The sequence below is a fragment of the Halosimplex marinum genome (assembly GCF_051414075.1).
GTDB lineage: Archaea > Halobacteriota > Halobacteria > Halobacteriales > Haloarculaceae > Halosimplex > Halosimplex marinum.
Genome location: NZ_JBLKNY010000003.1, coordinates 1,325,324 through 1,350,124 on the forward strand (window position 1 = coordinate 1,325,324; position 24,801 = coordinate 1,350,124).

23 protein-coding genes are annotated in these 24,801 nt (G+C 70.1%); 10 read left to right on the forward strand and 13 right to left on the reverse strand.

Annotation, left to right across the window (positions count from 1 at the left end; all coding sequences use genetic code 11):
- Positions 1-68 precede the first annotated feature (68 nt).
- From ACMGFI_RS07645 to ACMGFI_RS07675, 7 genes are all read left to right on the forward strand, one after another.
- Positions 69-2,381: an endo-1,4-beta-xylanase gene (locus tag ACMGFI_RS07645; RefSeq protein ID WP_436908615.1), complete on the forward strand. Its 2,313-nt coding sequence runs from the start codon at positions 69-71 to the stop codon at positions 2,379-2,381.
- 79 nt (positions 2,382-2,460) lie between these two features.
- Positions 2,461-4,599: an ABC transporter substrate-binding protein gene (locus tag ACMGFI_RS07650; RefSeq protein ID WP_436908617.1), complete on the forward strand. Its 2,139-nt coding sequence runs from the start codon at positions 2,461-2,463 to the stop codon at positions 4,597-4,599.
- Between the two features lie 837 nt (positions 4,600-5,436).
- On the forward strand, positions 5,437-5,766 hold the full coding sequence (locus ACMGFI_RS07655; RefSeq protein WP_436908619.1) for a hypothetical protein: 330 nt from the start codon (positions 5,437-5,439) through the stop codon (positions 5,764-5,766).
- Between the two features lie 256 nt (positions 5,767-6,022).
- Positions 6,023-7,006, forward strand: coding sequence for a 4-demethylwyosine synthase TYW1 (gene twy1, locus ACMGFI_RS07660; protein WP_436908621.1), 984 nt, complete (start codon positions 6,023-6,025; stop codon positions 7,004-7,006).
- Positions 7,007-7,240: 234 nt separating this feature from the next.
- A complete protein-coding gene (locus ACMGFI_RS07665) occupies positions 7,241-7,996 on the forward strand; it encodes a DUF120 domain-containing protein (RefSeq protein ID WP_436908623.1) in 756 nt (251 codons plus the stop codon).
- Between the two features lies 1 nt (position 7,997).
- Complete coding sequence (gene ribB, locus ACMGFI_RS07670; RefSeq protein ID WP_436908626.1) at positions 7,998-8,666, forward strand: 3,4-dihydroxy-2-butanone-4-phosphate synthase; 669 nt, start codon at positions 7,998-8,000, stop codon at positions 8,664-8,666.
- Positions 8,667-8,764: 98 nt separating this feature from the next.
- On the forward strand, positions 8,765-9,190 hold the full coding sequence (locus tag ACMGFI_RS07675; RefSeq protein WP_436908628.1) for a plastocyanin/azurin family copper-binding protein: 426 nt from the start codon (positions 8,765-8,767) through the stop codon (positions 9,188-9,190).
- Between the two features lie 27 nt (positions 9,191-9,217).
- Here the strand turns inward: ACMGFI_RS07675 and ACMGFI_RS07680 are convergent, their stop codons facing one another.
- The 3 genes from ACMGFI_RS07680 to ACMGFI_RS07690 form a co-directional block, all read right to left on the reverse strand.
- Positions 9,218-11,605 carry a PAS domain-containing sensor histidine kinase gene (locus ACMGFI_RS07680; RefSeq protein ID WP_436908630.1) on the reverse strand — a complete coding sequence of 796 codons (2,388 nt, stop codon included), beginning with the start codon at positions 11,603-11,605 and terminating at the stop codon, positions 9,218-9,220.
- A gap of 264 nt (positions 11,606-11,869) precedes the next feature.
- Positions 11,870-12,355, reverse strand: coding sequence for a DUF3592 domain-containing protein (locus tag ACMGFI_RS07685; RefSeq protein ID WP_436908632.1), 486 nt, complete (start codon positions 12,353-12,355; stop codon positions 11,870-11,872).
- Positions 12,352-12,507 carry a hypothetical protein gene (locus ACMGFI_RS07690; protein ID WP_436908634.1) on the reverse strand — a complete coding sequence of 52 codons (156 nt, stop codon included), beginning with the start codon at positions 12,505-12,507 and terminating at the stop codon, positions 12,352-12,354. Before ACMGFI_RS07690 ends, ACMGFI_RS07685 begins: the two co-directional genes overlap by 4 nt.
- A 208-nt stretch (positions 12,508-12,715) precedes the next feature.
- Here ACMGFI_RS07690 and ACMGFI_RS07695 point away from each other — a divergent pair, with 208 nt between their 5' ends.
- Both ACMGFI_RS07695 and ACMGFI_RS07700 read left to right on the forward strand, forming a co-directional pair.
- On the forward strand, positions 12,716-13,654 hold the full coding sequence (locus ACMGFI_RS07695; RefSeq protein ID WP_436908636.1) for a branched-chain amino acid transaminase: 939 nt from the start codon (positions 12,716-12,718) through the stop codon (positions 13,652-13,654).
- 202 nt (positions 13,655-13,856) lie between these two features.
- Positions 13,857-14,093 (forward strand): hypothetical protein, encoded by a 237-nt coding sequence (locus ACMGFI_RS07700; protein WP_436908637.1) that lies wholly within the window; start codon positions 13,857-13,859, stop codon positions 14,091-14,093.
- Between the two features lie 38 nt (positions 14,094-14,131).
- Here the strand turns inward: ACMGFI_RS07700 and ACMGFI_RS07705 are convergent, their stop codons facing one another.
- The 7 genes from ACMGFI_RS07705 to ACMGFI_RS07735 all read right to left on the reverse strand — a co-directional run bounded on the left by ACMGFI_RS07705 (position 14,132) and on the right by ACMGFI_RS07735 (position 21,297).
- On the reverse strand, positions 14,132-14,944 hold the full coding sequence (locus tag ACMGFI_RS07705; RefSeq protein WP_436908638.1) for a PH domain-containing protein: 813 nt from the start codon (positions 14,942-14,944) through the stop codon (positions 14,132-14,134).
- A complete protein-coding gene (locus tag ACMGFI_RS07710; protein WP_436908640.1) occupies positions 14,941-15,591 on the reverse strand; it encodes a PH domain-containing protein in 651 nt (216 codons plus the stop codon). Before ACMGFI_RS07710 ends, ACMGFI_RS07705 begins: the two co-directional genes overlap by 4 nt.
- Positions 15,592-16,151: 560 nt before the next feature.
- Positions 16,152-16,559: a pyridoxamine 5'-phosphate oxidase family protein gene (locus ACMGFI_RS07715; protein WP_436908642.1), complete on the reverse strand. Its 408-nt coding sequence runs from the start codon at positions 16,557-16,559 to the stop codon at positions 16,152-16,154.
- Positions 16,560-16,644: 85 nt separating this feature from the next.
- Positions 16,645-17,259 (reverse strand): zinc metalloprotease, encoded by a 615-nt coding sequence (locus ACMGFI_RS07720; protein ID WP_436908854.1) that lies wholly within the window; start codon positions 17,257-17,259, stop codon positions 16,645-16,647.
- A 92-nt stretch (positions 17,260-17,351) separates the two neighbouring features.
- Complete coding sequence (locus ACMGFI_RS07725) at positions 17,352-19,151, reverse strand: TraB/GumN family protein (protein ID WP_436908644.1); 1,800 nt, start codon at positions 19,149-19,151, stop codon at positions 17,352-17,354.
- A gap of 120 nt (positions 19,152-19,271) precedes the next feature.
- Entirely contained in the window at positions 19,272-20,279 is a 1,008-nt protein-coding gene (locus tag ACMGFI_RS07730) for an AI-2E family transporter (RefSeq protein WP_436908646.1), read from the reverse strand.
- A gap of 274 nt (positions 20,280-20,553) precedes the next feature.
- Positions 20,554-21,297 (reverse strand): DNA polymerase sliding clamp, encoded by a 744-nt coding sequence (locus ACMGFI_RS07735; RefSeq protein WP_436908648.1) that lies wholly within the window; start codon positions 21,295-21,297, stop codon positions 20,554-20,556.
- 160 nt (positions 21,298-21,457) lie between these two features.
- On the opposite strand from ACMGFI_RS07735, the gene ACMGFI_RS07740 reads away from it, so the two are divergent.
- Positions 21,458-22,165 carry a hypothetical protein gene (locus ACMGFI_RS07740; protein WP_436908650.1) on the forward strand — a complete coding sequence of 236 codons (708 nt, stop codon included), beginning with the start codon at positions 21,458-21,460 and terminating at the stop codon, positions 22,163-22,165.
- Positions 22,166-22,207: 42 nt separating this feature from the next.
- On the opposite strand, the gene ACMGFI_RS07745 is transcribed toward ACMGFI_RS07740, so the two are convergent.
- The 3 genes from ACMGFI_RS07745 to ACMGFI_RS07755 all read right to left on the reverse strand — a co-directional run bounded on the left by ACMGFI_RS07745 (position 22,208) and on the right by ACMGFI_RS07755 (position 24,564).
- The gene (locus tag ACMGFI_RS07745; RefSeq protein ID WP_436908653.1) at positions 22,208-23,122 is read right to left on the reverse strand and encodes an NmrA/HSCARG family protein; all 915 of its coding nucleotides are present in this window, start codon (positions 23,120-23,122) and stop codon (positions 22,208-22,210) included.
- A 256-nt stretch (positions 23,123-23,378) separates the two neighbouring features.
- On the reverse strand, positions 23,379-23,891 hold the full coding sequence (locus ACMGFI_RS07750; protein WP_436908655.1) for a DUF8154 family protein: 513 nt from the start codon (positions 23,889-23,891) through the stop codon (positions 23,379-23,381).
- Positions 23,884-24,564, reverse strand: a complete 681-nt coding sequence (locus ACMGFI_RS07755) for a nucleotidyltransferase domain-containing protein (RefSeq protein ID WP_436908657.1) — start codon at positions 24,562-24,564, stop codon at positions 23,884-23,886. The genes ACMGFI_RS07750 and ACMGFI_RS07755 overlap by 8 nt, the downstream gene beginning before the upstream one ends.
- Between the last annotated feature and the right edge of the window lie 237 nt (positions 24,565-24,801).

The window sequence follows — 24,801 nt, forward strand, 5'->3', positions numbered from 1 at the left end:
GAGGTTCCCGACGGGACACCGAAACTGCTAAGTGAGAAAGTGAAAACTGAACTGTTAGACGTTTCCACATGACAAGAGACTGGACTCCCGAGCACGAGCGCAGATCGTTCCTGAAATCGATGGCGGCGGTTTCGGCGGGGGCGGCGGTGTCGGCCGCGCCGGTCAGCGCCCGGTCGTCGCCGGACGACTACCACGAGACGCTCCGGAGCGACCTCACGGAGGGACAGGGGCTCCCCGAGGGGGAGTTCGTGTACGCCACGACCGAGGAGGGGGCGCTGGAGGCGTTCTCGCTCCAGGGCGGCGAGAACGGGACCGAGTCGGAGATCGACGTGACGGCGGAGGGCGTCCCGATCACGGTGGCCGACCGGGTCGAGATCACCGAGGCGCCGGCGAACGCCTACTCCTACACGTACAAGGCGAACATCGAGGACCGGTCGTTCGACGAGGGGGACCTGCTCCTGGCGGTCGCGTACCTCCGGGGCGTCGACGCCGCGGGCGAGGACACGTCGCCCCAGACCCAGGCTGGGTTCAAGTGGCAGTACACCAATCCCGACGGGAGCACGGGCTACTCGGCCAACATGGTCGCCAGCTCGGCGACCGTCTCGCCGGGGTCGAGCTGGGAACGGCACTACTTCGTCATCGACGTGGGCGCCAAGCCCGACGGGTCGGAGTACCAGCCCTACGTGGAGTTCTGGACCGGGTTCGCCGAGCAGACGATCGACTTCGGCGGGCTCGCGCTAGTCGACTACAGCGACACCGACGCCACCGTCGAAGACCTCAACGAGGCGCTGGTTTCCTACGACTACGAGGGCCGCGCCGAGGACGCCGAGTGGCGCGCGGACGCGAACGAACGGATCGAGGCGATCCGCAAGACCGACCTGGACGTCGAGGTGGTCGGGCCGGACGGCGAGCCGGTCGACGGTGCGACCGTCGACGTGGCGATGCGGGAACACGCGTTCGACTTCGGCGGCGAGTTCACCCTCTCGCAGATCGGCGACCGGTGGGACTCGGAGGTGGCGGAGACCTACCGGCAGAAACACCGGGAGAACTTCAACAAGGCCGCGCTCACCAACGGGCTGAAAGTCTCGCCGTGGAACGGGGAGTGGGGCGAGGCGGTCAGCCGGGAAACCGCGAAGCGGGCGGTCCAGTGGCTGCTCGACGAGGACGTGCCGACCCGGGGCCACGCGCTGGTCTGGGAGGAGTGGGACTGGATGAACGTCGACTCCGAGGGCTCCGCGGAAGAGATCAACGAACAGGTGAACCAGCGGATCCGGAACCGCGCCTCGGAGTTCCGGGGCGACCTCCCCGAGTGGGACATGCACAACCACCCGATCTGGCAGTCGAACATCCGCGACCAGATCGGCCGAGAGTACGCCCTCGAGTGGTGGGAGACTGCCCACGACGCCGCGCCCGACGCCCAGATGTACGTCAACGAGATGAACATCGTCGCGGGCAGCAGCTACCGCGACCCCTACGACGAGTTCATCTCCTGGCTGATGGACAGCGACGCCGGGGTCGAGGGGATCGGCTTCATGGGTCACTTCGACATCACCGCCCTGACCCCGCCGGAAGAGCTACTGTCGGTGTTCGACCGGTTCGGCGGGCACGGCGTCCCCCTGCAGATCACGGAGTTCGACGTGCAGATGGACACCCGGGACAACGAGGCCAAGGTCGAGGCCCAGGCCGACTACGTCCGGGACGTGCTGACCGCGGCGTTCAGCCACGAGGCCGTCGAGGGGGTCATGTCGTGGTGTCTCTGGGACGAGAACGGCGACCCGCGGCGGTACTACGGCGCGGACTGGGAACTGCGTCCCCACGGCGAGGAGTACCAGCGGCTGGTCTTCGACGAGTGGTGGACCGACGAGTCCGGCGAGACCGACAGCGAGGGGACGTATTCGACACGCGCCTTCAAGGGGGCCTACGAGATCACCGCCTCCGACGGCGAGCGGTCGAAGACGGTCACGACGACGGTTTCCGACGACACCGGGGCCGTCGAGGTCGCACTGGAGGGGTCTGCGGGGGCCGACACCGCGACCGAAACCGACGCGCCCGACACGGCCACGCCCACCGACACGGCCACGCCCACCGACACGGCCGCGCCCACCGACACGGCCGCGCCCACCGACACGGCCGCGCCCACCGACACGGCCGCGCCCACCGACACGGCCGCGCCCACCGACACGGCCGCGCCCACCGACACGGCCACGGGTGGCGACGGCGCGACCGAAGCACAGACGGGCGAGGACGGCGACGCCGCGACCGACACGTCGACGTCCGGGAGCGGCGCGCTGCCGGGGTCGGGCGCCGTCGCCGGCCTCGCCGGGCTGGCGGGACTCGCCGGCTACGGGCTCTCGCGGCGGAACGAGGACGGCGACGAGTAGCGGTCGAGCGCCGTTAGCCGCCGTTCATGAGGGAACATAAACATAATTTTTATATGTTCCTGTCGAATGGGTGTGACGTATGCGAGACGGTACCAACGAGAGTGAGCGGAACGTATCGCGGCGTCGGTACGCGCAAATACTGGCCGGAATGGGCGTTACAGGGCTGGCCGGCTGTCCGAGCGGTGGCGGGGACGGGACGCCGACCGGTGGGGACGGCGGCGACACCGATACCCCCGAGAGCGGCAACGGGGGCGACGGCGAGGACGACGGGACGCCCACGTCGGCCGACGAGACCGCCACGGCCCGCGAGCCGGTGGCGGACACGCTGTCGTACGCCGTGTTGAACTCGCCGAGCGTGTTCGACTGGAACGCCTGGACGCCCCAGGACAACGCGGCGGGCGACGAGATGATGAAGGAGCTGACGGGGCTCCGGAACGTCCACACGCGGGAGGTCCACATGAGCGGCGTGACGGTGCCGGCGCCGCACAAGCCCGACCGGGAGGAGGTGGAGATCATGACCTGGTTCGAGAGCCAGGAGGTCGAGCCGCCGTTCGACTGGTGGCACGACCTCGACGACCGGGCGCGGTTCTGGAACGGCGACCCCTACGACGCGGTCACCCGGGAGAAACACGACCACGTGAACTTCTTCCAGGCCGGGAACAAGTTCGCCGAGGGGGCGACGTTCAACTCGGAGGCCGAATCCCAGTGGCGCTACCACGGCTGGTTCGACAAGGGCGAGGTGCCCGAACAGGATCCCAGCCCGCAGGCCCGCCAGGTCATCGCGGCCGCGGCCTACGAGCTCCAGCTCTCGGCGATGATGCACCCCGACTTCACGGAGCCGTACATCGAGCGCTACCAGGACGCGGGCAACGCCGACCAGAGCCAGTCGATCACCGACGACCTGCAGAGCGACCGGATCCCGCTTCAGGAGCTCGCCGTCGAGGAGGGCAACGGCTGGGGCTCGGGGATGTACGTCCTCGAGACCATGGACGACGTGGGTTCGGAGAGCATGGTTCTCCACAAGAACGAGGACCACCCCAACGCCGACAACACCAACGTCGAGCAACTGGAGATCCTCTGGGCCTCCGGCGACCGCCTGCAGACGCTCCAGAGCAACGGCGCGGTCGACTTCAACGCCGGCGCGGTCACCCCGAGCGGGTCGATGAACCGCGAGACGCTCCCGGACCACATGCAGGAGGTGACCCGCTTCCTCGACGCGGTCGCCGGCCACGTCTGGAAGCTCAACATGAACGACGAGCACCTCCAGAACCTCTGGGTGCGCCGCGCGCTGGTCGAGGCCATCGACTGGAACGCCGTCGCCGCAAACGGCTGGGGCGAGGAGTCGTCGATCGTCACCGAACACGACACGTTCCTGCTGGACGCCCAGTCCGAGAGCACGTTCTCCGACGAGTTCCTCGACCAGCTGCACACCTACTCGCGCGGGCAGAACCTCGAGAACGCCAACCAGTACATGCGCAACGCGGGCTACAGCAGGCAGGGTGGCGAGTGGGTCGACCCCAACGGCAACACCGCCGAGATCGACCTGATGCAACACTCCGGCGGGACGGGCTACGTCCAGGGCTGTCAGACGGTCCGGGCGAACCTCGCCAACTGGGGCTTCGGCGTCAACTTCAGCACGGTGAACTACTCGACGTGGTCGAACAACATGGACCCCAACAGCGGGCTCAACTACGACTCGACCATCTTCTGGGCCGGGACGAACAACGTCTTCGGCTACTACACCGACCGCGGCGCCTGGTGGGGCGAGACGCTGCTGGGCGGCAGTCCCACCGCCGAGTCGCCCTACCGGCTCACCGAGGACGACGACTACGACACCCAGGGCCGGGCCGTCCACTGCGAGATCCCCAGCGAGGTCGGGTCCATCGAGGCGCCGGACCAGGCCGGCCTCGAACCGGACCTGGAGAACGGCGAGGAGGTCGACATGTTCGAGGTCGTCCAGCGGATCCAGCAGCCGGGCAACTCCGAGGAGGAACTGCTGGAGCTGTACCGCACCTGCGCCCGGTGGTACAACTTCTACCTCCCGAACTTCGTGTTCCGCCAGGGGCTCTCCGGCGCCTGGGGCAACGTCCGGGACTTCGACTGGCCCCCCGCGGACAACAGGGCGCTGGACTTCAAGCGCGCCGGGGTCGTCGACGCCTCCGTCCTCGGCGGCGTGACCCAGGCCAGCTACGACACCGAGTTCGAACCGCCCGAGTGATCCCGCCGCGGCGCACCGCGCACCGACACTGAACTGACCGAACCGCCCGCCGCCGTCGACGCTTCCCCCGAACCGACTTTTCCGGGCCCGACTTCACTGCCGGACCGCGACGCTCCCGATACAGGACCCTCTCGAGTGTGAAACAGCGGTGGCAGGCGAACTGTTCGACGCCTCACATCGCCGTCCAGCGACAGGGATCGTGGTCGCCGGCCGCCATCGCACCGCAGATCTCGGTTCCGAGTCGAGTGGCCTGACAGCCCGGTGTCTCCTCGCCTGCCGGGTTCCGATTCACAGCAGACCCATTTATGCGTTTGGTAGCCGATGGCGTGGGTCGCTGTCGCTCTCTCCGCCGACCCGCACGCGGAGTCCGAAACGACCGCTCCGGCGCCACGAGCCGGCGGCCGGTGACCCCGACGTGAGGACGAGTCGATCTGTTCCACCATCGCTGGAATCTGTATCTAGCAGGATCTTTCACCGTAATCCTCTCACAGCGTCGAAATCCCGTCACCACTCTTGTTATATGTTATCTTTTACCGTACTTTCGGCACGTGATGAATTACGAGTATACTATTGTAATTTTGCGCATGAATCCACTAATAGTGGATCCGACCGGAGTTGGGTGCGACCGGGTCGGCGTCCGCCGACGGTCGACTCACCTGGTTGCTGGCGGGCGCACGGGCGGACGGAAGAGTCGACACCGCTGATACTCCGATGCACGCGTCGCTCCCGATCCGCCATCGCTTCGGATCTCCGGTCTATAATTCGGTGATGGATTCACGGAGGATGGACGAGAAATACCCAAAAATATTTTAATCGTGGCGAATACATAGTCAGATAATGGAAAACGAGGATACACCACCGAAATCGGTCCAGACAACGGTCGAACTCGTCGGCGAATTCGATGATATCGAGGAGATACTCGGCCGGAGCGACTCCGGCGTCGACGAACTCGAACCGGTGACCGCCGACCTCGTCGCCCTCCTGGAGATCGTAGACCGGACCGGCGGAGCGACGAAGAGTCAGATCGCGGAGGCGGCCGCGGGCGAGGTGGCGGCGGAGTTCGACGCGGACTCGGTGATCCACGCGCTGCGACTGCTCGCGCAGTACGACCTGGTCGCCCTCGACGGCAACACGTGGCGTCCCGGGCCGGCACTGTCGATGGAGTAACGCCGACCGCCCCGGCGCCGTCGCTTCCGATGGGCCTCGGCACGACGGAAATACTGTTGCCTCCGAAAATACATCTATATACCGGAAAAATAGAGCTCGATATGGAACAGGTGTGGGTATGAGTGTCTATTCGCCGGAGAGAGGGACGGGGTGCGATGAGGGTCGGTTCGGTCCCGTTGGGATCTGTCGTCGAGAGCTCCACGCGAGACGCCCGGAGGGAACAGATGTATACGAGTCCCCGACGTGGCCCCTTCCAATGAGCGAATCGGACGGGCCCAAGCAGGTGTCGGACCCGGAGTACCACAGCGAGAACCACACGGCCGCACAGACCTGCGGCTGGACGGCCAACTCGCTACGGGGGGAGGGGAAGTGCTACAAGTACGCCTTCTACGGCATCGAATCACACCGCTGCATCCAGATGACGCCGGTCGTCAAGTGCAACGAACGGTGCGTGTTCTGCTGGCGCGACCACGCGGGCCACGCTTACGAACTGGGCGACGTGGAGTGGGACGACCCCAGCGCCGTCGCCGACGCCTCCCTGGAACTCCAGAAGAAGCTGCTCTCGGGCTTCGGCGGCAACGACCAGGTACCCCGCGAGCGCTTCGAGGAGGCGATGGAGCCCCGCCACGTCGCCATTTCGCTCGACGGCGAGCCCTCCCTCTATCCGTACCTCCCGGAACTCATCGAGGAGTTCCGCGACCGCGACATCACCACGTTCCTCGTCTCGAACGGGACGAAACCCGAGGTGCTGGCCGAATGCGACCCCACGCAGCTGTACGTCAGCGTCGACGCCCCCGACCGCTGGACGTTCGACGAGACGGTCAAGGCGGTGGAGGACGACGCCTGGGAGCGGCTGATCGACACGCTGGACGTGCTCGCCGAGAAGGACGACACCCGGACCGTCCTCCGGACGACGCTCGTCGACGGCAACAACATGCACCACCCCGAGTGGTACGCGTCGATGTACCAGCGGGCCGACCCCGACTTCGTCGAACTCAAGGCGTACATGCACGTCGGCCACTCGCGGGGCCGGCTGGACCGGGATTCCATGCCCGACCACGAGGACGTGCGGGCGTTCACCGAGGACGTGAAGGCGCATCTGCCCGACCACGACTACATGAACGAGGTGCCCGTCTCCCACGTCACCCTGCTGTCGAAGACCGAGGACACCTGGGTCCCCAAACTGCAGAAGGACAGCGAGTTCTGGGGACGGGACCCCTACGCCGACGCCGGCGACTGACGCGCTCCTGACTCTCGCCGTCCGCTCGTTCACGTCCTCTCGGGCGAGCGCTCGCCACCCCGCGCCCGGATATCACGCCGTGGGAGACTCCGATGCCGTTATTGCGACCCACCCCAAATTTCCGGTGTTCCGGCGGCGACTCGTGACGGTTCGCGGCCCCCGCTCCACCGTTCCAGTTCTGAGATGCGTTCCGGATTCGGTATACTTATCGGACGGTAGCCGCTAGTGGGAGATATGTCAGGGATCGCGGCGTCGTCGGTCGGCCACGCGGAGCTGGCGACGCTGAAGGCGCTGGCGCTGTCGGGCGGGCTCGACGGCGACCAGAAGGTGTCCTGCTCGGCGCTGGCCGAGCGGCTCGACGCCTCGACGCAGACGGCCTCCCGGCGGCTCCAGCGGCTGGAGGAGGCCGACCTGGTCGAACGCGAGATCGTCAGCGACGGCCAGTGGGTGACCGTCACGGCGGCCGGCGAGCGCGCCCTCCAGCGGGAGTACGCCGACTACCGCCGCATCTTCGAGCGCGACGCCAGCGTCGAGCTCCGCGGGGCCATCACCAGCGGGATGGGCGAGGGACGCCACTACATCTCGCTGCCGGGCTACATGCGCCAGTTCGAGGACAAACTGGGCTACGAACCGTTCCTCGGGACGCTCAACGTCGACCTCGACGAGGAGAGCGTCCGCGAGCGCGGCCGGCTCTCGTCGTTCGAGCCCGTCACCATCGAGGGCTGGGAGGACGACGAGCGCACCTACGGGCCCGCCTACTGCTACCCCGCGACCGTCGAGGCCGACGGCGGCGCGACCGGGGAACCAGGCGACGAGGGCGCCTCGGACGACGGCGACACCCGTCGTTTCGAGGACGCCCACGTCATCACACCCGAGCGCACCCACCACGGCGACGACCAGCTGGAAGTGATCGCGCCGGTGAAACTCCGCGACGAACTCGGCCTCGACGACGGCTCCCCGCTCACCATCAATGTCACCGAACAGCGATAGCATGACCGGCGACGCATCGACCGCCGCGGCGACCGTCGACCGGGCGGTCGACGCCCTCCGGCGCGGCGAACCGGTCCTCGTCCACGACGCCGCCGACCGCGAGGGGGAGGTCGACCTGGTCTACCCCGCGGGCGCAGTCACGCCCGAGGCGGTCGCCCGGATGCGCAACGACGCCGGCGGCCTGGTCTGCGTCGCGCTCGGCGACGGCGTCGCCGAGGCCTTCGACCTGCCCTTCCTGCAGGAAGCGATCGACCATCCCGCCGCGGCCGACCACGACCTGGGCTACGACGAGCGCTCGTCCTTTTCGCTGACGGTCAACCACCGCGACACCTACACCGGGATCACCGACGAGGACCGCGCGCTGACGATCACCGAACTCGCCGCCGCCGCGGCCGACCCCGCTGAGGTCGACTTCGCCGCCGAGTTCCGCGCCCCTGGCCACGTCCACGTCCTCCGGGCGGCGCCGGGTCTCCTCGCGGACCGCGAGGGCCACACGGAGCTGGCCGTCGCGCTGGCCGGCGCCGCCGACCTGCCGCCGGCGATGGTGGTCTGCGAGATGCTCGACGACGAGGGCGGCGCCGCCCGCTCGCCGGCCGCCGCCCGCGCCTACGCCGACCGCGAGGGGCTGGTCTACGTCGAGGGGTCGGCCGTCGTCGAGGGGCTCGGCTGACCGGAACTGGGACCGGGGCCGGGATTGGGATCGGGACCGGGATCGGGATCGGGACCGGGATCGGGCCACTGAAGGCCCGCCCGGACCCAGCGCCGACGATGCCACGCTGTTCGCGCCGCTCGCTCCTCCGCACGACCGGTCTCGCGGCCGCCGGCGTCGTCGCCGGCTGCGCGACCGACGACTCGGACGGCCCGACCGGGACGCCCGACTCGGGCGACATCGTCGCCGGCCCGGACGGCGCCTACGCCTTCGAACCCGAGGAGTACACGGCCTCGGTCGGCGAGACGGTCACCTGGTACTTCGACAGCCCGACCCACAACGTCGGCTGTCGCCCCGGCGACAGCCCACAGATCTCCCTGCCGGACGGCGCCGAACCGTTCGCCAGCTACGACGACAGTGTGGGCGAGACGGTCCCGCAGGGCGACACCTACGAACACACCTTCGAGACGGCCGGCGAGTACACGTACGTCTGCGTCCCCCACGCCCGCCAGGGGATGGTCGGGACGGTCGTCGTCGAGGAGTGACGGCCGGGGCTCGTCGAGGCCTGACCGTCAGCCCTCGTCGACGCCGACGACCTCGAAGCGGGCGCCCGGACCGTCCCAGTCGGCGTCGTCACCAGCGTCGCCGGAGCCGTCGGTGTCGTCGGTGGACTGGTTGGCGTCGGGACCGTCACCGGCGTCGCCGGGGGCGTCGGCGTCGGTCACGCGAACGTCCCAGCCGTGGGCGTCGGCCGTCTGCGCGACGATGGAGAGGCCCAGCCCGGTGCCGCCGGAGGCCGTCGAGAAACCGCTCTCGAAGACCTGGTCCCGTCGGTCCGGCGGGATGCCCGGGCCGTCGTCCGCGACGAAAAACCCCGGTTCGTCGTCGAGAGAGCCGACGCGGACGGTCGCGTCGGCGCCGGCGTGTTCGACCGCGTTGCGGAACAGGTTCTCGAACAGCTGGCGGAGCCGCGACTCGTCGGCCTCGACCACCCGCGTGCCCTCGACCCGGAGCGTCGCGTCGCCGGTGGCGACGGTCGCCCAGCTGGTCCGGGCGACCCGCTCGACGTCGACGGGCTCGGTCGACTGGACGCGCTCGCCCTCGCGGGTCAGCGTCAGGAGGTCCTCGACGAGTTCCTCCATCCGTTCGACGGACCGCTCGCACAGGTCGAGGTGGTCGTCGTCGGCGTCGACCATCTCCAGGGACCCGGCGAGGACGTTCAGCGGGTTCCGGAGGTCGTGGGAGACGATGCTCGCGAACTCCTCCAGCCGGTCGTTCTGACGGGACAGTTCCCTGCGGCGGCGGCGAAGCTCCTCCTCGCGGTCGGCCCGCGCCAGGGCGGCCTCGGTGGTGTTGGCGAGGATGCGGGCGAGCGACACGTCCACCTCGTCGAAGGCCTGTTCGGTGGTCGCGCCGAGGTTCATCACCCCGTACTCCCCCAGGGGAAGGATCAGTTCGCTGCTGATCGGCGTGTCGGGGTTCAACAGCCCCTCGGCGGTCGCGAGGTCGTCGTGGACCTGTATCTCGCCGGACCGGAACGCCTCCCAGGAGAGGCTCTCGCCGCTGTCGTAGGTCGGCGCCTCGCCGAGCAGGTCCGCGGCTTCGTCGGTGACGGCCGCGGGTTCGAGCGCGTCGGCGTCCGGCTCGTAGAACCAGAGCCCGTTGACGGGCATGTCCAGCACCGACCGCGCCGTCTCGACGGCCCGGTCGGCAACCGACTCGCGGTCGGGCGCCTCCATGAACGCCCGCGTCGCCTCGTGGAGCGCGCTCAGTCGCTGCTCGCGGCGCTTGCGCTCGGTCACGTCCCGCGAGGTGACGACGTACCCCTCGAAGGAGGTCCCGCGCCGGTTGGTCGCCTTCGACTCGATCCAGCGCCACTCGCCGTCGGCGGTCCGCATCCGGAACTCGATGTCCTCGGTCGACCCCGGCCGCTCGACGAGCTCCGCGAACCGCTCGGCGACCGCCTCGCGGTCCTCGGGGTGGACGTAGTCGAAGGCTATCTCGTCGACCAGCTCGTCGGGGTCGTAGCCCAGGACGTGCTCGACCGCGGGGCTCTGGTACTCGACGACGCCCGCCCCGTCGAGGACCGTGACGATGTCGGTCACCTCCTCGACCAGCGCCTCGTAGCGGGCCAGCTCGCGCTCGCGCTCGCGGCGCTCGGTCACGTCGCGGGTCGTCAGCAGCGCGAACCGCCCGGACCCGCCGGCGGCGACCGGGACCGCCCTGAGGTCGACCGCCGCGGTCGGCGACTCGACCCGGGGCTCGAACTCGACGTGGCGTTCCGGCGCGTCGCCCCCGACCACGGCGTCGACGGCCTCGGTCACCCGCCGCACGTCGGCCGGTTCGAGGACGCCCGTCTCGGCCAGCACCGAGAGTTCCCGCCCCTCCAGGCCGCCGTCTATCGCCGCCGGCGGCTCCGCCATCCGGTGGTCCGCGAACCGGAACCGGCCCTCGCCGTCCACGACGTAGACCCCCTCGCTCATGTGCTCGACCACCGCCCCCGGCCAGTCGGGCTCGCCGTCGGCGTCGGGCGGCGAGTCGTCGCCCCCGGCGGCCCCGCCCCGCTCACGGCCGGCGGAGCCGCTCCGCTCGACCGCGTCGCCGATCCGGTTCGCCAGGAGGGCGTGGCTGCCGGGCGCGCCCTTCCGGAGGTACTCGGCCGCCCCGGCGTCGAGCGCCCGCCCGGCGACGGACGCCTCGGCCGGCGCAGCGAGGATCACCGGGACCGCCGGGTGACGTTCGCCGACGGCGTCGATGAGCCACAGCCCGCTCCGCTCGGGTAGCCGGTACCCGCTGACGATGCAGTCGACCCGCCGGGCCGCGAGTCTGTCGAGCGCCTCGTCAGCCCGCTCGACCGCGGCCACGTCGAACCGCTCGGCCGCCTCTTCGAGTCGTTCGGCTGCCGTCGCCGTGAACGCCCGGTCGTCGTCGACGAGGAGCACACGGATCGACTGCGCCATACTCCGGCCCTGTGCGAGCCGTCTGAAATATCCACGGGTGCGAGTATCACGAACAATAGTCCAGTACCGGCTTCGGCCCCGACGGTCAGCACCCGGCCACCGGCTCGGGGGCGACTCCATCGGTCCTCGGCTGGTGCGCCCCCCACGAGCATAACTCCCGGGCAGCGGTTTCAGGCTGTGACACCGCCTGCGGAGGGGTCGACGGGCGCCCGCGACAGACCCACCCGGCCGTCGGGTCCTGCCGCCCGCGAAGCGACGCGCCGGTCACAGTTGCTTCAGCGCAGACCACCCGCCGGCCAGGACGAAAAAGAGCCCGAACACGGCGGCGACGAGCGGCGTGTTCGTCGTCCTGTTTTTCAGGAACGCGTCGCCCGGCCGGTCGGGCGCGACGTAGGCGGTGACCGTCTCCCCTTCCTCGTAGTCGGAGACGACCGACCGTGCCGCCGACTCCGTGTCGTAGGTCGGTGCTATCGACGCGGGGAAGACGCTGGTGCTCTCGTAGGCCTGCCCGTCGTACTCGTAGCTGAACCGGACCGTCGGCTCGTGGTCGACGCCGCGCCTGGCCGAGACGGTCTCCACGCCGACATCCTCGACCGTCGCGTTCACCTCGACCGCGTCGCGCACCGCGTCGGACTGCTGGACGTAGTCGTAGCCGCCGTAGCCGGTGACCGCGAGGCCGACGAGCACCATGAGCAACGCCCCGCGGAGCGAGTCCGGGCCGCTGATCGAGAGTCCCGAATCGTCGCTCATGCCGAACTCTCCCGGGACAGGAGGGTGGTCGCGGGGGCCGTCGCTGGCGCGTCGGTGAACTGGGCGGCGGTGAGCGTCGTCGCGGGCGGTTTGCGCGCGTCGCGAGCGCGTCGCGCCCCGCCCGCACCGTTCGGGGACCGTTGGAGGGTCATCGTCCCTGGAGAGTCGACGCGCTCGCTCAAAACCCCTCCCGTAACTCCGGTGGCTGTTTGTGTCACCCGGTGGCACGCGACCGTCAACACTCTTTACAGCGGGGCCGGAACCGGAGGTCATGGACCGGATCGGCGAGGCGGCCGACGGCGCCGGCGGCGGACCGACAACGTATAAACCGACGGGGACCCTCACCGGGAGGTACGACCCATGAGCGAGCGCCCCGAGATGTTCCAGGGCGTCGACGAACTCTGGATGGACGGCGAGTTCGTCGACTTCGACGACGCACAGATCCACGTCCTCACCCACGGCCTCCACTACGGCTCGGGGGTCTTCGAGGGCGTCCGCTGCTACGACACGGTCGACGGTCCCGCCATCTTCCGCTGGGAGGAACACTTGGAGCGGTTCTACCAGTCCGGCAAGCCCTACGACCTGGAGATCCCCTTCGACCGCGAGGAACTCACCGAGGCCACCGTCGAACTGATCCGCCGGGAGGAGCTGGAGTCCTGTTACATCCGACCCATCGCCTTCTACGGCTACGACTCCCTCGGTGTGAGCCCCGGCGACTGCCCGACGCGGGTCGCCGTCGGCGCCTGGCCGTGGGGCGCCTACCTCGGCGAGGACGCCCTGGAGAACGGCGTCGACGTGATGGTCTCCTCCTGGCGCAAGCACGCCTCCAGTCAGATCCCGACCAACGCCAAGACGACGGGGCTGTACGTCAACTCGATGCTCGCCACCGAGGAGGCCAAGGGCAACGGCTACACCGAGGCCATCGTCCTCAACAAGGAGGGCAACGTCGCCGAGGGCCCCGGCGAGAACCTCTTCCTCGTCCGCGACGGCGAGATCTACACCCCCGGCCTCGCCGAGTCCATCCTCGACGGCATCACCCGCCGCACCGCCATCGAACTCGCCGAAGACCTGGGCTACACCGTCCACGACGAGGCGACCATCTCCCGCGGGGAGCTGTACACCGCCGACGAGCTGTTCTTCACGGGCACTGCCGCAGAGGTCACGCCCGTCCGCAGCGTCGACGACAACGTCGTCGGCGAGGGCACCAAAGGCCCGGTCACCGACGAGATACAGTCCGCGTTCTTCGACCTCGTCGAGGGCCGCCTCGACGGCTACGACGACTGGTTCACCTACGTCTGAGCGCCGACACGGATCGGTTTCGAGAGCGACTCTCGGACGTGAACGCGCCGGTTTCGGCGTTCGGAGGCTAAACAATTAGGGGTAACGGTCAGGGGTGTTTGCCTCCGATATCGGGATAGATGCAACCGATGAGTGCGACCGGTAGTCACGACTGGCGCGTACGAGACCGCGAGGACGAGACGCGCGAAGGGGGGAGCGGCCGATGCCGCTGACCGCCCGCCTGCGGTCCGTGCTGAGCGACGCCCGCGAGCGCGCCGGCGGCGGGGACGCCGCCGCGTCGAGCGGCCCGGGCGAGGACGGCGGGTCGACCGAGGAGCCGTCGTCGGGGCTGTTCGAGTGTCCCGCCTGCGGGACCGTCTACGTCGCCGATGAGAAGTCGACCTGTTCGTCCTGCGACGAGCCCGTCGAGGAGGTCTCCGCCACGCTCTCCCGGGAGTGACCGCCGCGTCGACGGGGTCCGCGAGCGATGGGTGTCGGTCAGTTCCCGTCCCCGTTCGACCCGAACGGGTCGCCCGCGTCGGGAATCCCGTCCGTCGAGCCCGACGAGTCGGTTTCCGCGCCCTCCGCGTCGTCGGCCCGCCGGTCCGGGTCGGCGGTCGACGGATCCGCCCCGTCGGCCATCCGCGCCTCGACGCGTTCGAGCGCCTCGCGGGTCGCCCGTAGCTCGGCGACGAGCTGTTCGAGCTGGTCGGCGCTCGCTGCCTGCCGGTCGGCGGAGCGGCCGCCCCCGCCGGTGCCGTCGCGGCCGCCGCCCCCGCCGAACTCCCGCTGAACGCGGGAGATCTCCTCGCGCACGTCGCGGGCGTCCTCCACGTCGTCGAAGGAGATGTCCGCGCCGGCGCTGCCGGCGGTGCTGATCTCGATGGTCCCGAACCCCAGCTGCTTGCCCCAGAACGACTGGGTGAACTCCGTGTTCTGGATTCGGTCCAGATCGACGCTCTCGATGTTGGTGCTGAGGATCCCCTGTTTGACGTACAGCGACCGGGTCGTCACCACGTAGTCGGTGTGTTTGATCCCCAGGTACGACAGCGGCGAGAACAGGAGGATCAGGATGCCGATGAGGACGGGGATGAGGACCACGCCCGTCACGAGCGTGCCGACCATCCGCAGTTTGGTGGGCTCGCCGACCCAGACGACCTCCTCGTCGGGCTCCAGCGAGAGCCACTCCGAGACCTCCGGATCGGCCGCCGCCGCGGCGCGGTCGGTCAGCGAGCCGCCGGTCTCGGCCCCGTCGTCCGCCGTCGAGTCGCTCGATTCGCTCCTCCCACCCGTCGAGTCACCGTCGCTCATGCGTGTTCCTCCATGCGTTCGGCGACGGCGCGGAGTCGCCTGGTTTCCTCCAGGAGCGCCTCGACGGTCGCGTCGTCGAGCGCACCGGCGGCGGCCCCCCGGTCGTCGCCCGCCTCGTCGCGCTCGCCCGCGGCGCGGACCTGCTCCTGCAACGCGTCGCGGAACGCCTCGGGGTCGTCCAGGTCCGAGACCGTCAAGTCCGCGCCGCCGCTGCCGGCCGTCGAGACGGCGACGGTCCCGTAGTCGAAGAGGTTGCCCCGCCAGTCCTTGTGTAGCGTCGTGTTCTGGACGCGGTCGACGCCGACGCTCGTGACCGTCTCCGAGAACACGCCCGTCTTCCGGTAGATCCGCCGGTCGGTCAGCACGTAGTCGGCGTGCTCGACCTTCAGATACGCCCAGGCCACGCCGAGGACCTGCGAGGCGACGACCAGCGCCGCGACCGCCCAGACCGCGAGCCCGGGGTTCACGGGGAACTCGGCGGGGTCGAGCGGTACCTGCGTGGTCACGAAGGCGGCGCCCGCGACGGCCAGCAGCGACACGACCGCCGCCCCCGCGGCGGTGCCGGCGATGCGCCATATCCGGGGCTGGCCGGTCCAGACCACCGACTCGCCGGGGTCCAGTGAGAGCCACTCGTACTCGTCCGTCATATCGCGTGAGTGGCACGCTCCCCGGGATAAAACCACGGGACCGTCCGCCGGGGAGACGCGTTACGCGCTCCGATATCGAGCGTTCGGTCCGTGGTCGGCGGTTTTCCCGATAGTTCGAACCCACTTTTTGCGACGGAGAGCTCCTCGCTCGGCCTTCGGCCTCGCTGCGGGGATCCTCCGTCTGCTCACGGCGCGTAGCGCCGTTCGCATGGTCCGAGGGACCTTCGGTCCCTCGCTATCGCAAAAACGTGGGGAAAAAGGCCGGACGGCTCGCTCCCTGCGGTCGCTCGCGTCCGGTGAACCGCCTCGCTCACTTCGTTCGCCCGGCGGATGCAGGCGTGGGAAGTCCATTCCCTGCACTGAGCATCCGCGCGAGCGAAGCGAGCGCGGTTCACCGCATCGAGGTCGAAGGCCGAGATGCGGCTTTTTCACCCATGTTTTTGGACCGGGGGCGGGTCGCGGGCACGGCCCGCGACCGAATGACGTGGCGGCTACGCCGCCACGCAGTCCCCGCAGGCGCGCGAAGCGCGCCGAGGAAACGCTTGGCCGAAAAAGATGGTTCAGTACGTCCTGTGACTGGTCGACCCGACGGCGATCCGGACGAGCGTGTTGTCCGACCAGTCGTCGGGGTCGGCGCCGTACCGGCGGTTGATCCGCCGGTTCGCTCGCTCGTTCTCGTCAGGGTCCTCGACGACCGTCGCCGTCCCGCGGACGGTGACCGTCCACTCGGGGTGGCCGGCGTCGCTCTCCTGGACCGAGAGCGCGACGCGGGGGTTCTCGCGGATGTTCGCGAGCTTCCGGCCGGTGGTCGTCACCTCGATGGTGGGTCGCTCGTCGCCGTCGGCCGGCTCGTAGCGGAACCAGACCGGGGCGGCGTGGGGCCGCCCGTCGGCGCAGGTCGCGAGGTGGGCCGCGACCGGGTCGTCGGTCAGCAACCGCTCGACCGCCTCGGGGACTGACTGGGCCATGCCGGCGGTTGGGCCGCCAGCCGGAAGTGGGTTGTTCGCCGGAGGTCGCCGGGCGGTCCCCGACTCGCCGCAGTGACGAGCCCGCTCAGAGCCCGAGGCCGACCAGCGCGTACAGCGCGAGCAGGACCGTCGGGACGGCGGTGGCGACGTACACCGGCTTGCTCCAGCGCAGGACCTTCCGGCCGTCCAGCGGGCCGTAGGGGATCATGTTGAACCCGGCGAGCAGGAGGTTGATGCTGAGGCCGCGGCCGCCGATCAACCCGAGGAGACCCGGTAGGTCGAGCAGGAACAGCGGGAGAAAGACGGCGGCGAGGCCGACGTTCGTGACCGGGCCGGCCAGCGCGATGAGGCCGTTCTCGCGGGCGGTGATCCGGCCGCGGTGGACGACCGCGCCGGGCGCGGCGAACAGGAAGCCCGCCAGCGCCGACATGACGGCCAGGAACAGCATGCCGTAGTCGGCCTTGAACGCCGCCACCTGTCCGAAGCGGACGGCGACGACCTTGTGGGCGAGTTCGTGCAGGAGGAAGGCGACGCCGACGGTCGCCAGCGAGACCGCTAGCGCGAGCGCGAGCGCCGCGGGCGGGCGGGCGCCGCGGGCGACCAGGTCGACCAGCGCCCGGTCGATGAACAGCGTGAAGGCGACGCCGAGCGCGAGCCACGCGATCCCCAGGTCCCGGAGTTCGCTGCGGCTGAAGGAGATGCCGTGCCAGCCGCGGCCGCCGCCCGGCGACGGGGGACCGCCCCGCCCGCGGGCGCCACCGCGGCCGCCGCCGCGGCCGCCGGGGCGCTCGCTCACGAGACTGCACCCCACACGATCTCCCAGCCGTTGCGCGCGCCGTCGAGCAGGAGGCCCGGGATGGCGTCGACGCCGCCGATGGGCGCCGACAGCATCGGGAGGATCAGCGGGAAGACGACGAGGCTGGCGATCATGCTCCCGACGTTGGTGAGCCCGGCGATGAGGATCAGCCGGAAGAGCGGGACCTGCCGCATCCGCGCGAAGATTTCCCCGACCGGCGCCTCCTCGTCGTCCATGATCTCGTTGAGCCGGCCGATGTCGGAGACGTTCACGTCGACGTAGCGCAGTTCGACGTAGCCGGCGAACCAGCCCGGCGCCAGCAGGGGGTTGACGCTGGTCAGCCAGGCGACGCCGCCGCCGACGAGCGCGCTGGGCCAGGTCGCCCCCGCGAGTTTCGCCAGCCCGCCCGCCAGCAGGGCGTTGACGACGAACCACGCGACGAACAGCTCGACCAGCCACGCGTTGCTCGCCCCGCCCAGCGCCAAGAGGACGAAGAAGGCGGCGAAGCCGACCGTCAGCAGGTAGCCGACCGCCTTGTAGAGGTAGCCCGTCAGGCTCGACCCGGAGGTCTCGCCGACCAGCGACTCCATCGGCGGCAGGCTCCCGGGGTCGTCGAGGTACCGCTCGATCCCCTCGCGGTGGCCGGCGCCGACGACCGCGACGACGCTGTAGCCCGCCTCCCGCAGCGCCACGAGCCGGTGGGCGATGAACGCGTCGCGCTCGTCGATGAGCGCCTCGGCGGCGCCGGGGGCGAACCGGCGGAACTCCTCCATCATCGCCGTCACCACGTCCGCGTCGGTCAGCTCCTCGATGTCGATCTCGTCGAGCTCCTCCTCCTCGGGCAGGAACGCCGCCAGGACGAGCCCGCCGGCGGCCCCGAGGGCGGCCCCGCCGACGGCGCCGCCGAGGACGCCCGTCCCGGCCTGGAGGACGAACCCGCCCAGCCCGGTCAGCCGCTCGCCCGACACCGCGAGCGGGCCGAGGGCGAGCCCGCCGCTGGCCGCGACGGCGACGCCCGCGGCGGAGCCGACGACGACGCCCGCTGCGACTCTGGTGTAGGTGGTGTTCGGGACGGGCAGGGCGTCGAGCCACTCGGCCAGCCACGGCTCGATCAGGCTCCAGAGGACGACCCCGGCGATGGCGCCGCCGACGAGTCCGCCCGCGAGTGCGACGGTCTCGGCGCCCAGCGCGGCGACGAAGTCCGCGCTCGCGAACCCGAGCGACCCGGCGGCGACCGTCGCGAGGGCGAAGCCGGCGAACAGGCCGAAGGCCAGCCCGAGGCCGGCGCCGACGGCGACCGGCGACCCGATCGCCAGCGTGAGGTTGCCCAGCATCGCCAGTTTTCGGAGCGGGCTGAGCCTGGCCCAGAACCGCTGGACGGTCAGCTGGATGTCCCGGTCGACCAGGGCGACGCCGAGGCCGTGCTCCTCGGCGGAATCGATGGCCGCCAGCATGTCGGCGCCGGGATCGACGCCGAACTTCTTGCCCAGGCGGGTCTGGACGTAGGACAGCATCCAGTAGGCGAGAAACTGGAAGACGGTGTTGCCCCGGAGCATGTCGCCGGGGTCGATGTCGTCGGGCGTCTCGCCTTTCAGCTGGCGGTAGCGGCCCTCGTCGAGTTCGACGGCGACCACGTCGGGCTTGCGCTCGGCGATGGTCGCCTCGACCTCCTCGACGCTCTGCTCGGAGACGTGGGCGGTGCCGAGGACGTGGACTTCTCCCTCCCCGCGCTCGCGCGAGGGCGGGAGCGACAGCTCCCCGTCCACCCCGAGGTCGTCGCCGGCGCGCTCGGTCATTCACCCGCGCTACACGGCGGTCCGGTTTACCGTTGTCGGGACGGCGACGCGGTCCGCGAGGTCCCGTCGGTCGCCGGGAGCGGCGATTCCGCCTCCCCGAGGCCCTCGCACCCCCGACGGTCAGCCGTCGACGTACTGCTCGTCGAACAGGCGGACGAGCGTGCCGAACAGGCCGACGACGATCGGGCCGTAGAACAGGCCGACGGCACCGAAGGCGTAGACGCCGCCGAACACCCCGACGAGGACCGTCGCCGAGTGCAGCGACGACCCGCGGTCGACGACGCGGGCCCGCAGGTAGTCGTCGACGACGGCGACGGCAGTCGCCCCGTAGACGACCAGGAAGGCGGCCGCGAGCAGGCGGTTCTGGAACCCCAGCCACAGCGCCGCCGGGCCGAGCACGCCCGCGACGCCGACCACCGGGAACAGCTCCAGCACCATCATCACGGCGCTCCAGAACAGGACGTTCGGGAGCCCGACCAGCAGGAGACCGACGCCGGCGACCCCGCCCTGGACGACGGCGACGAAGACGTGACCCTTCAGCACCGCCCAGGTCGTCCGGTGGGCGTCCTCGCGGAGCGCCGCCGTGGTCGCGTCGTCGAACGGCAGGCGCTCGCCGACCCAGTCGACCAGCCGGTCGCCGTCGACCAGCAGGTAGTAGAGGACGAACAGGAAGAGCACGGCCCCGAGGAAGAAGTCCGTCGTCGCGCTCACCAGGCCGGTGAGGTCGCCGACGAGCAGCTCCGCGACCCGCCGCGGGACCGACTCGACGATCGACGCCAGCGGGACCTCGACGCCGAGCAGCCGCTCGACCCGCTGCTCGGCCGCGGTCGGCACCGACAGCCCCTCCAGCGTCGCCGAGAGGTCGCCCAGCCCGGTCGGCGCCGCGGCGACCAGGACCGCGCCGACGGCGGCGGTCGCGGCGACCGCGAGCCCGACCAGCCCGGCGGCCGATATCCGCTCGCCCACCCGCGGGGCGAGCCGCCGCTGGACCGGCGCGAGCAACACCGCCAGCAGGACCGCGACCAGTAGCGCCGTCAGGAACGGCCGGACGATCAGCACGACCAGGTACCCGAACACCAGCAGGACGAGGGCGAAAAAGCCCACCCGCAGCCGCTCCGTGTCGACCATCAGGTCCTCCGGTCGGCGGCGGTCGGTCGACCACGGTTCGCTCCTCGCGGGGCGGCGCCGCTCAGTACGCGCACGCCGTGATCGTCGGGTTCCGGCCGGAAGGGCCTTGATCCGGGCTACGTGCTGGTCCGTCGCGGACTACGGACGGGTCGGTTGCGGGCCACGCGCGGCGGGGTGGGTCGCCAGCGTGGCGACGCTCCCTGGAGACCCGGGGAGAGCGCCGCGCGGCCGCTGGCGGACGAGAGAGACGGCAGAACGGCGGAGCGCGGACGGGTTACTCGCTCTGGATGCGCGGCGCGAGCATGAACGTGACCTGGCCCTCGCCCTCGGCGATGTCGAAGTGCATCTTGACGGGGAACTCCTCGCCGAGCTCCATCCGCACCTCGGCGTCCTTCGGGATGGCCTTGTTCATGTCCTTGAGGTAGTCCAGCGAGAACAGCGAGTGGGCGGGACCGGCCGTCAGGTCGATGAGGTCCTCGCGGGTGAGTTCGAGGTGGACGTCGTCGGTGTCGCCCTCCGCGTCGACGTAGAAGTACTCGTCGGCGTCGTCGACGCCCAGCGCGATGTGGTCGGAGACCATGTCCGCCGCGGTGACCGCGCGGTCGATGTCGCGGCCCTCGATGACGATCTCCGCCGCGAGGTCGAGGTCGGGCAGGTCCGGTTCCTGGCGGATGGAGTCGGGGTCGATGAGCGCCAGCGTGTACTCCAGGCCGTCGATGGCGATGTGGAGCTTGCGGGTCTCCTCGTCGAGTTCGAGGTGGACCAGCTGGTCGGCGTCGGCCATGCCAGCGATGTCCTCCAGCCGCGAGAGGTTGACGCCGATGACGCCGCCGTCGGTCTCGTAGGACTCGAAGGCGGAGGCCGACAGTTCCATGTCCACCATGCCGACGTTGGCGGGGTCGACCGCCCGGATCTCCAGCCCGTCCTCCTCGAGGTGGATCTTGCACTCGTCCACCAGCACGCTCACGGAGTCCAGCGTCGTCCGGAGCGTGTCCGCGCTCACGATGGCGTTGAACATCTTGCCCGCGGCTACGCCCCCATCCGTTAAAAAGTCCCTTCTTTGCCCGCGAGCCCGCGTGCGGCCGCACGGTGCAGTTCCGGCGGGTTCCGGGCGCCCCCGCGGGTGCCTGCGAATGCACCCATCGGTCTTAGCCGACTCACGACCCAATCGGAGCCGTATGCCGCCACTATCACCCGGCGGAGGGGCCGCAGGCTCAACCGACGGAGACCCGGCGAGCGACAGTGGCGCTGACAGCCGGCCGACCGTCTCCCGCCGGCGCGTCCTGCGGGGCGCCGCGACCGCCGGCGCAGGTGCGGTCGGCGCGGGCGCGCTCGCGAGCACGAGCGGCGTCGGGTCCGCCCAGATCACCCAGGCCGCGGCCATCCCGGACGTTACGCGGTGGGAGAACGACAACCTCGCCGGGTTCATGATCCACGTCGGCGGGGCGACCTCGCCGTCGCAGACCCGGGTCGCGGAGGGCTGTGTCCCTCCCGGCAGCGACACCTGGCCGCCCGACGAGATGCTCGCCTACGAGGCGATGCTCATCAACCGCAAGCAGGGGGACACCCCCGAGGCCGAGACGACGCTGTACATCGGCGGCTCCGTCGAGGTGCTGCCCGGCCAGCTGTACCTCATCAACCGGTTCAACCGCTGCGACGGCGACTTCGTCGGCGTCGTCCTCGAACAGATCGGCCGCTCCGACGTGAGCGCCGGCCCCGGCCAGCAGGCCACCAACCGCCCCGTCGCCGACGTGGAGGAGGACGAACGGCCCAGGGAACTGGGGACCACGACCACCGACGGCGGCCCCGGTCTCGGCATCGTCGCCTCGCTCGTCGGCCTCCTGGGCGGCGGTGCGCTGCTCCGCAATCGCGGGGACGAGGAGTGAGCGTGGCGACGCCATCGCGGGCCGTTCGCGGTCGCCGTGGCCTTACTGCATCGCCTTGACCCAACCGGGGACCGACGCCATCCCGTCCTTGTCCTCCCAGCCGTTGTCGCGGAGGTACGTCTCCAGGTCGTCGAAGGCGAAGCCGAACCGCTCCTCCAGCGCGGGGATGTCGGCGCTGTAGCCGACCTCGTTGAACCACTCGCACATCACGGTGAACTCCTCGCCGAAGCTCTCGTAGGCGTCCTCGATGGGGACGTGGACGGCCTCGACGTCGACGCCCGTGACCTCCGAGAGGACCGCGGCGGTCTCCTCGAGGGTCTTCTCGTCGCCCGCCAGGTCGATCGCCTCGCCGACGAACTCGTCGGGGCGCTCGAAGGCGACGGCGGCGGCGTGGCCCACGTCGTCGTTTCCGACCATCTGCAGGCCGACGCCCTCCGCGAGCGGGAGGGCGAGCTGGCCGTCCTCGACGATGTCCTCGGCGAACGCCTCCAGGTTCTCGAAGAAGAAGACCGGCTTGAGGACCGTCCAGTCCAGATCCGTGTCGCGGACGTGCTGGGCGATCTCGTCGGCGGAGTCGAAGTGAGGGACGCCCGTGTCCTCGTCGTGGCTGCCGACGCCGGAGAAGACGAAGCGGTCGACGCCCTCCTCGTCGGCGACCGTCGCGAGGTTCTTCCCCTGCTGGACCTGGGCGTCGTAGCCCTGCGTCCAGAAGTTGGTCACGGCGAAGACGGCGTCGGCCTCGCCCACGGGCTCGCGCAGGCTCTCGGGGTCGTTCAGGTCGCCCTCGACCATCCGAACGCCGCGGTCTTCGAGCGCCTGTGCGGTGTCGCTCGTCGCGTCGCGGGTCAGCCCGCGCACGTCGAACGCCTCGTCGCTCGCCAGCAGGTGGTCGACGACCGCGCCGCCCTGGTTTCCTGTCGCTCCCGTTACGAGTACGGTGGTAGTGTCGTCTGTCATTGGTTCGTCGTCTACGGGTAGGTCGGCCACACGTATATCTTTCAGGCGACGTACACGATACCGGATGACATCGGTGTCACCGGGCGGTTCGGGTACGTCGGAGCCGGTCGAACTCCGCGGGTTCCGGACGGCGGCCACGCCCGCCGAGTTCACCGAAGACCCGGTTCGGCACTCCCTCGCATCGGCTGTGGCGCTCGCCAGTTGCGAGGCCGAACGCCACGGTGGCGCTCTCCGCTCCCGCTCCGATCTCGCGCTGTCAGTCCCGGCACCGGCACTCGTGCGATAGCCGTGCGAAGTCCGTGACGTGGTCGTGGACGGTGACCGCGAGGTCGAACATCGCCTCGGCCTGCCCGGCGGCCGCCACCGTGTCCCGGTAGTACGCGGCGGCGCGATTGTCGCGGTACAGTCGCTTCAGCCGCCGTGCAGTCGCTTCCGTGACGAGGTTCAGCTCGGCAGCGCGGTCGTAGGCGCGGTCGTGCCCCTCCCGAAAGTCGTCGATCGTGTCGTTCGACGCGGTGAGCGCGTAGAACTCGAACGTGCGTTCGACGGCCGCGAAGGACATCTCGATGACGCTGGTGTGGTAGCCGTCGTGTTCGCGCAGGAGGCGACACGCGTCGAGCAGCCGGCACGCCTTCCGGAGCTGGATCACGTCGGCGTCGTGTTCATCCGGATCGAGTCCCTCCTCGTACTCCAGCCGGCCCAGTTGCCCGCCGAACGCGTCCTCGGCCCGGTTAATGGCGTCGTCGAGGGCATCGCGTTCGTCAGGCATCGCCCATCACACCGTGCTTGAGGTCGCGGAGCGCGTCGCTGTTCACCAGCGTGATCGCGTCGGTGAACACGTCTTCGAGCCGGTCGGCGTGACTCCGTGCCGACTCCGGCGTCTCGACGAGGATCTGGAACTCGTAGCGGTCGCCGTCGAACCGCTCTCCACCGAGTTCCTTCGCGAGTTCGTTGGCGCGGTGCTGGTCGGCGCGGTCGCCAGCGAGCACCCAGAGGTCGATATCGCTCCGGCGGTCGGCCTGCCCCCGGGCGACACTGCCGAACACGAGAGCCCCCCGAACCTCGCCCAGGTCGTCGCGAATTCGTTCGAGCGCCGCGCGGACGGGCCGGTGGAACTCCGGCTGCGGGATGCGCAGGACGGGGTCGTCGGGCTTCGTCACCCGGGCTCGGTTGATGCCGACCAGCCGGCGGTTGCCCCCGGCCTCGACGACGACCAGCCCGTTGGCTTCGAGGACGTCGACGGCCCGTTTGACCGACTGGGCCGCGTTGTCGGTAAGTCGGCTCAACTCCCGGATCGTGAACTGCTCGTAGGGGTTGTCGAACAGCAATCGGAGGAGGTCGTCGGTGGCCGTGTGACGGAACAGGTCGGGCTCCGGCGCCGGAACCGGCAACTCGACGGTGGCTTGCTCCGTCTCGCGGGCCCCGTTCTTCTGTCTCGACATACGTTACGTGTCTCGTCTCACGAGACAATAACCCTGGGGTTGCCCTGCACGGGTTCTGCGCCAGTTCTATCTCGTGGGTCGTCGAGTGGGCGCGTAGCGAGGCATCGGCGGCCACGGTCGCCAGGGTAATCGCCGACACCATCCGACGCCCCTTTCCGCTTCGATGGCGTCACCCCTCCTATGAGCGAAACTTCGCCGGTCCGACCCGCGCCCGGAGGGCCACGGAATGGGGTGAGA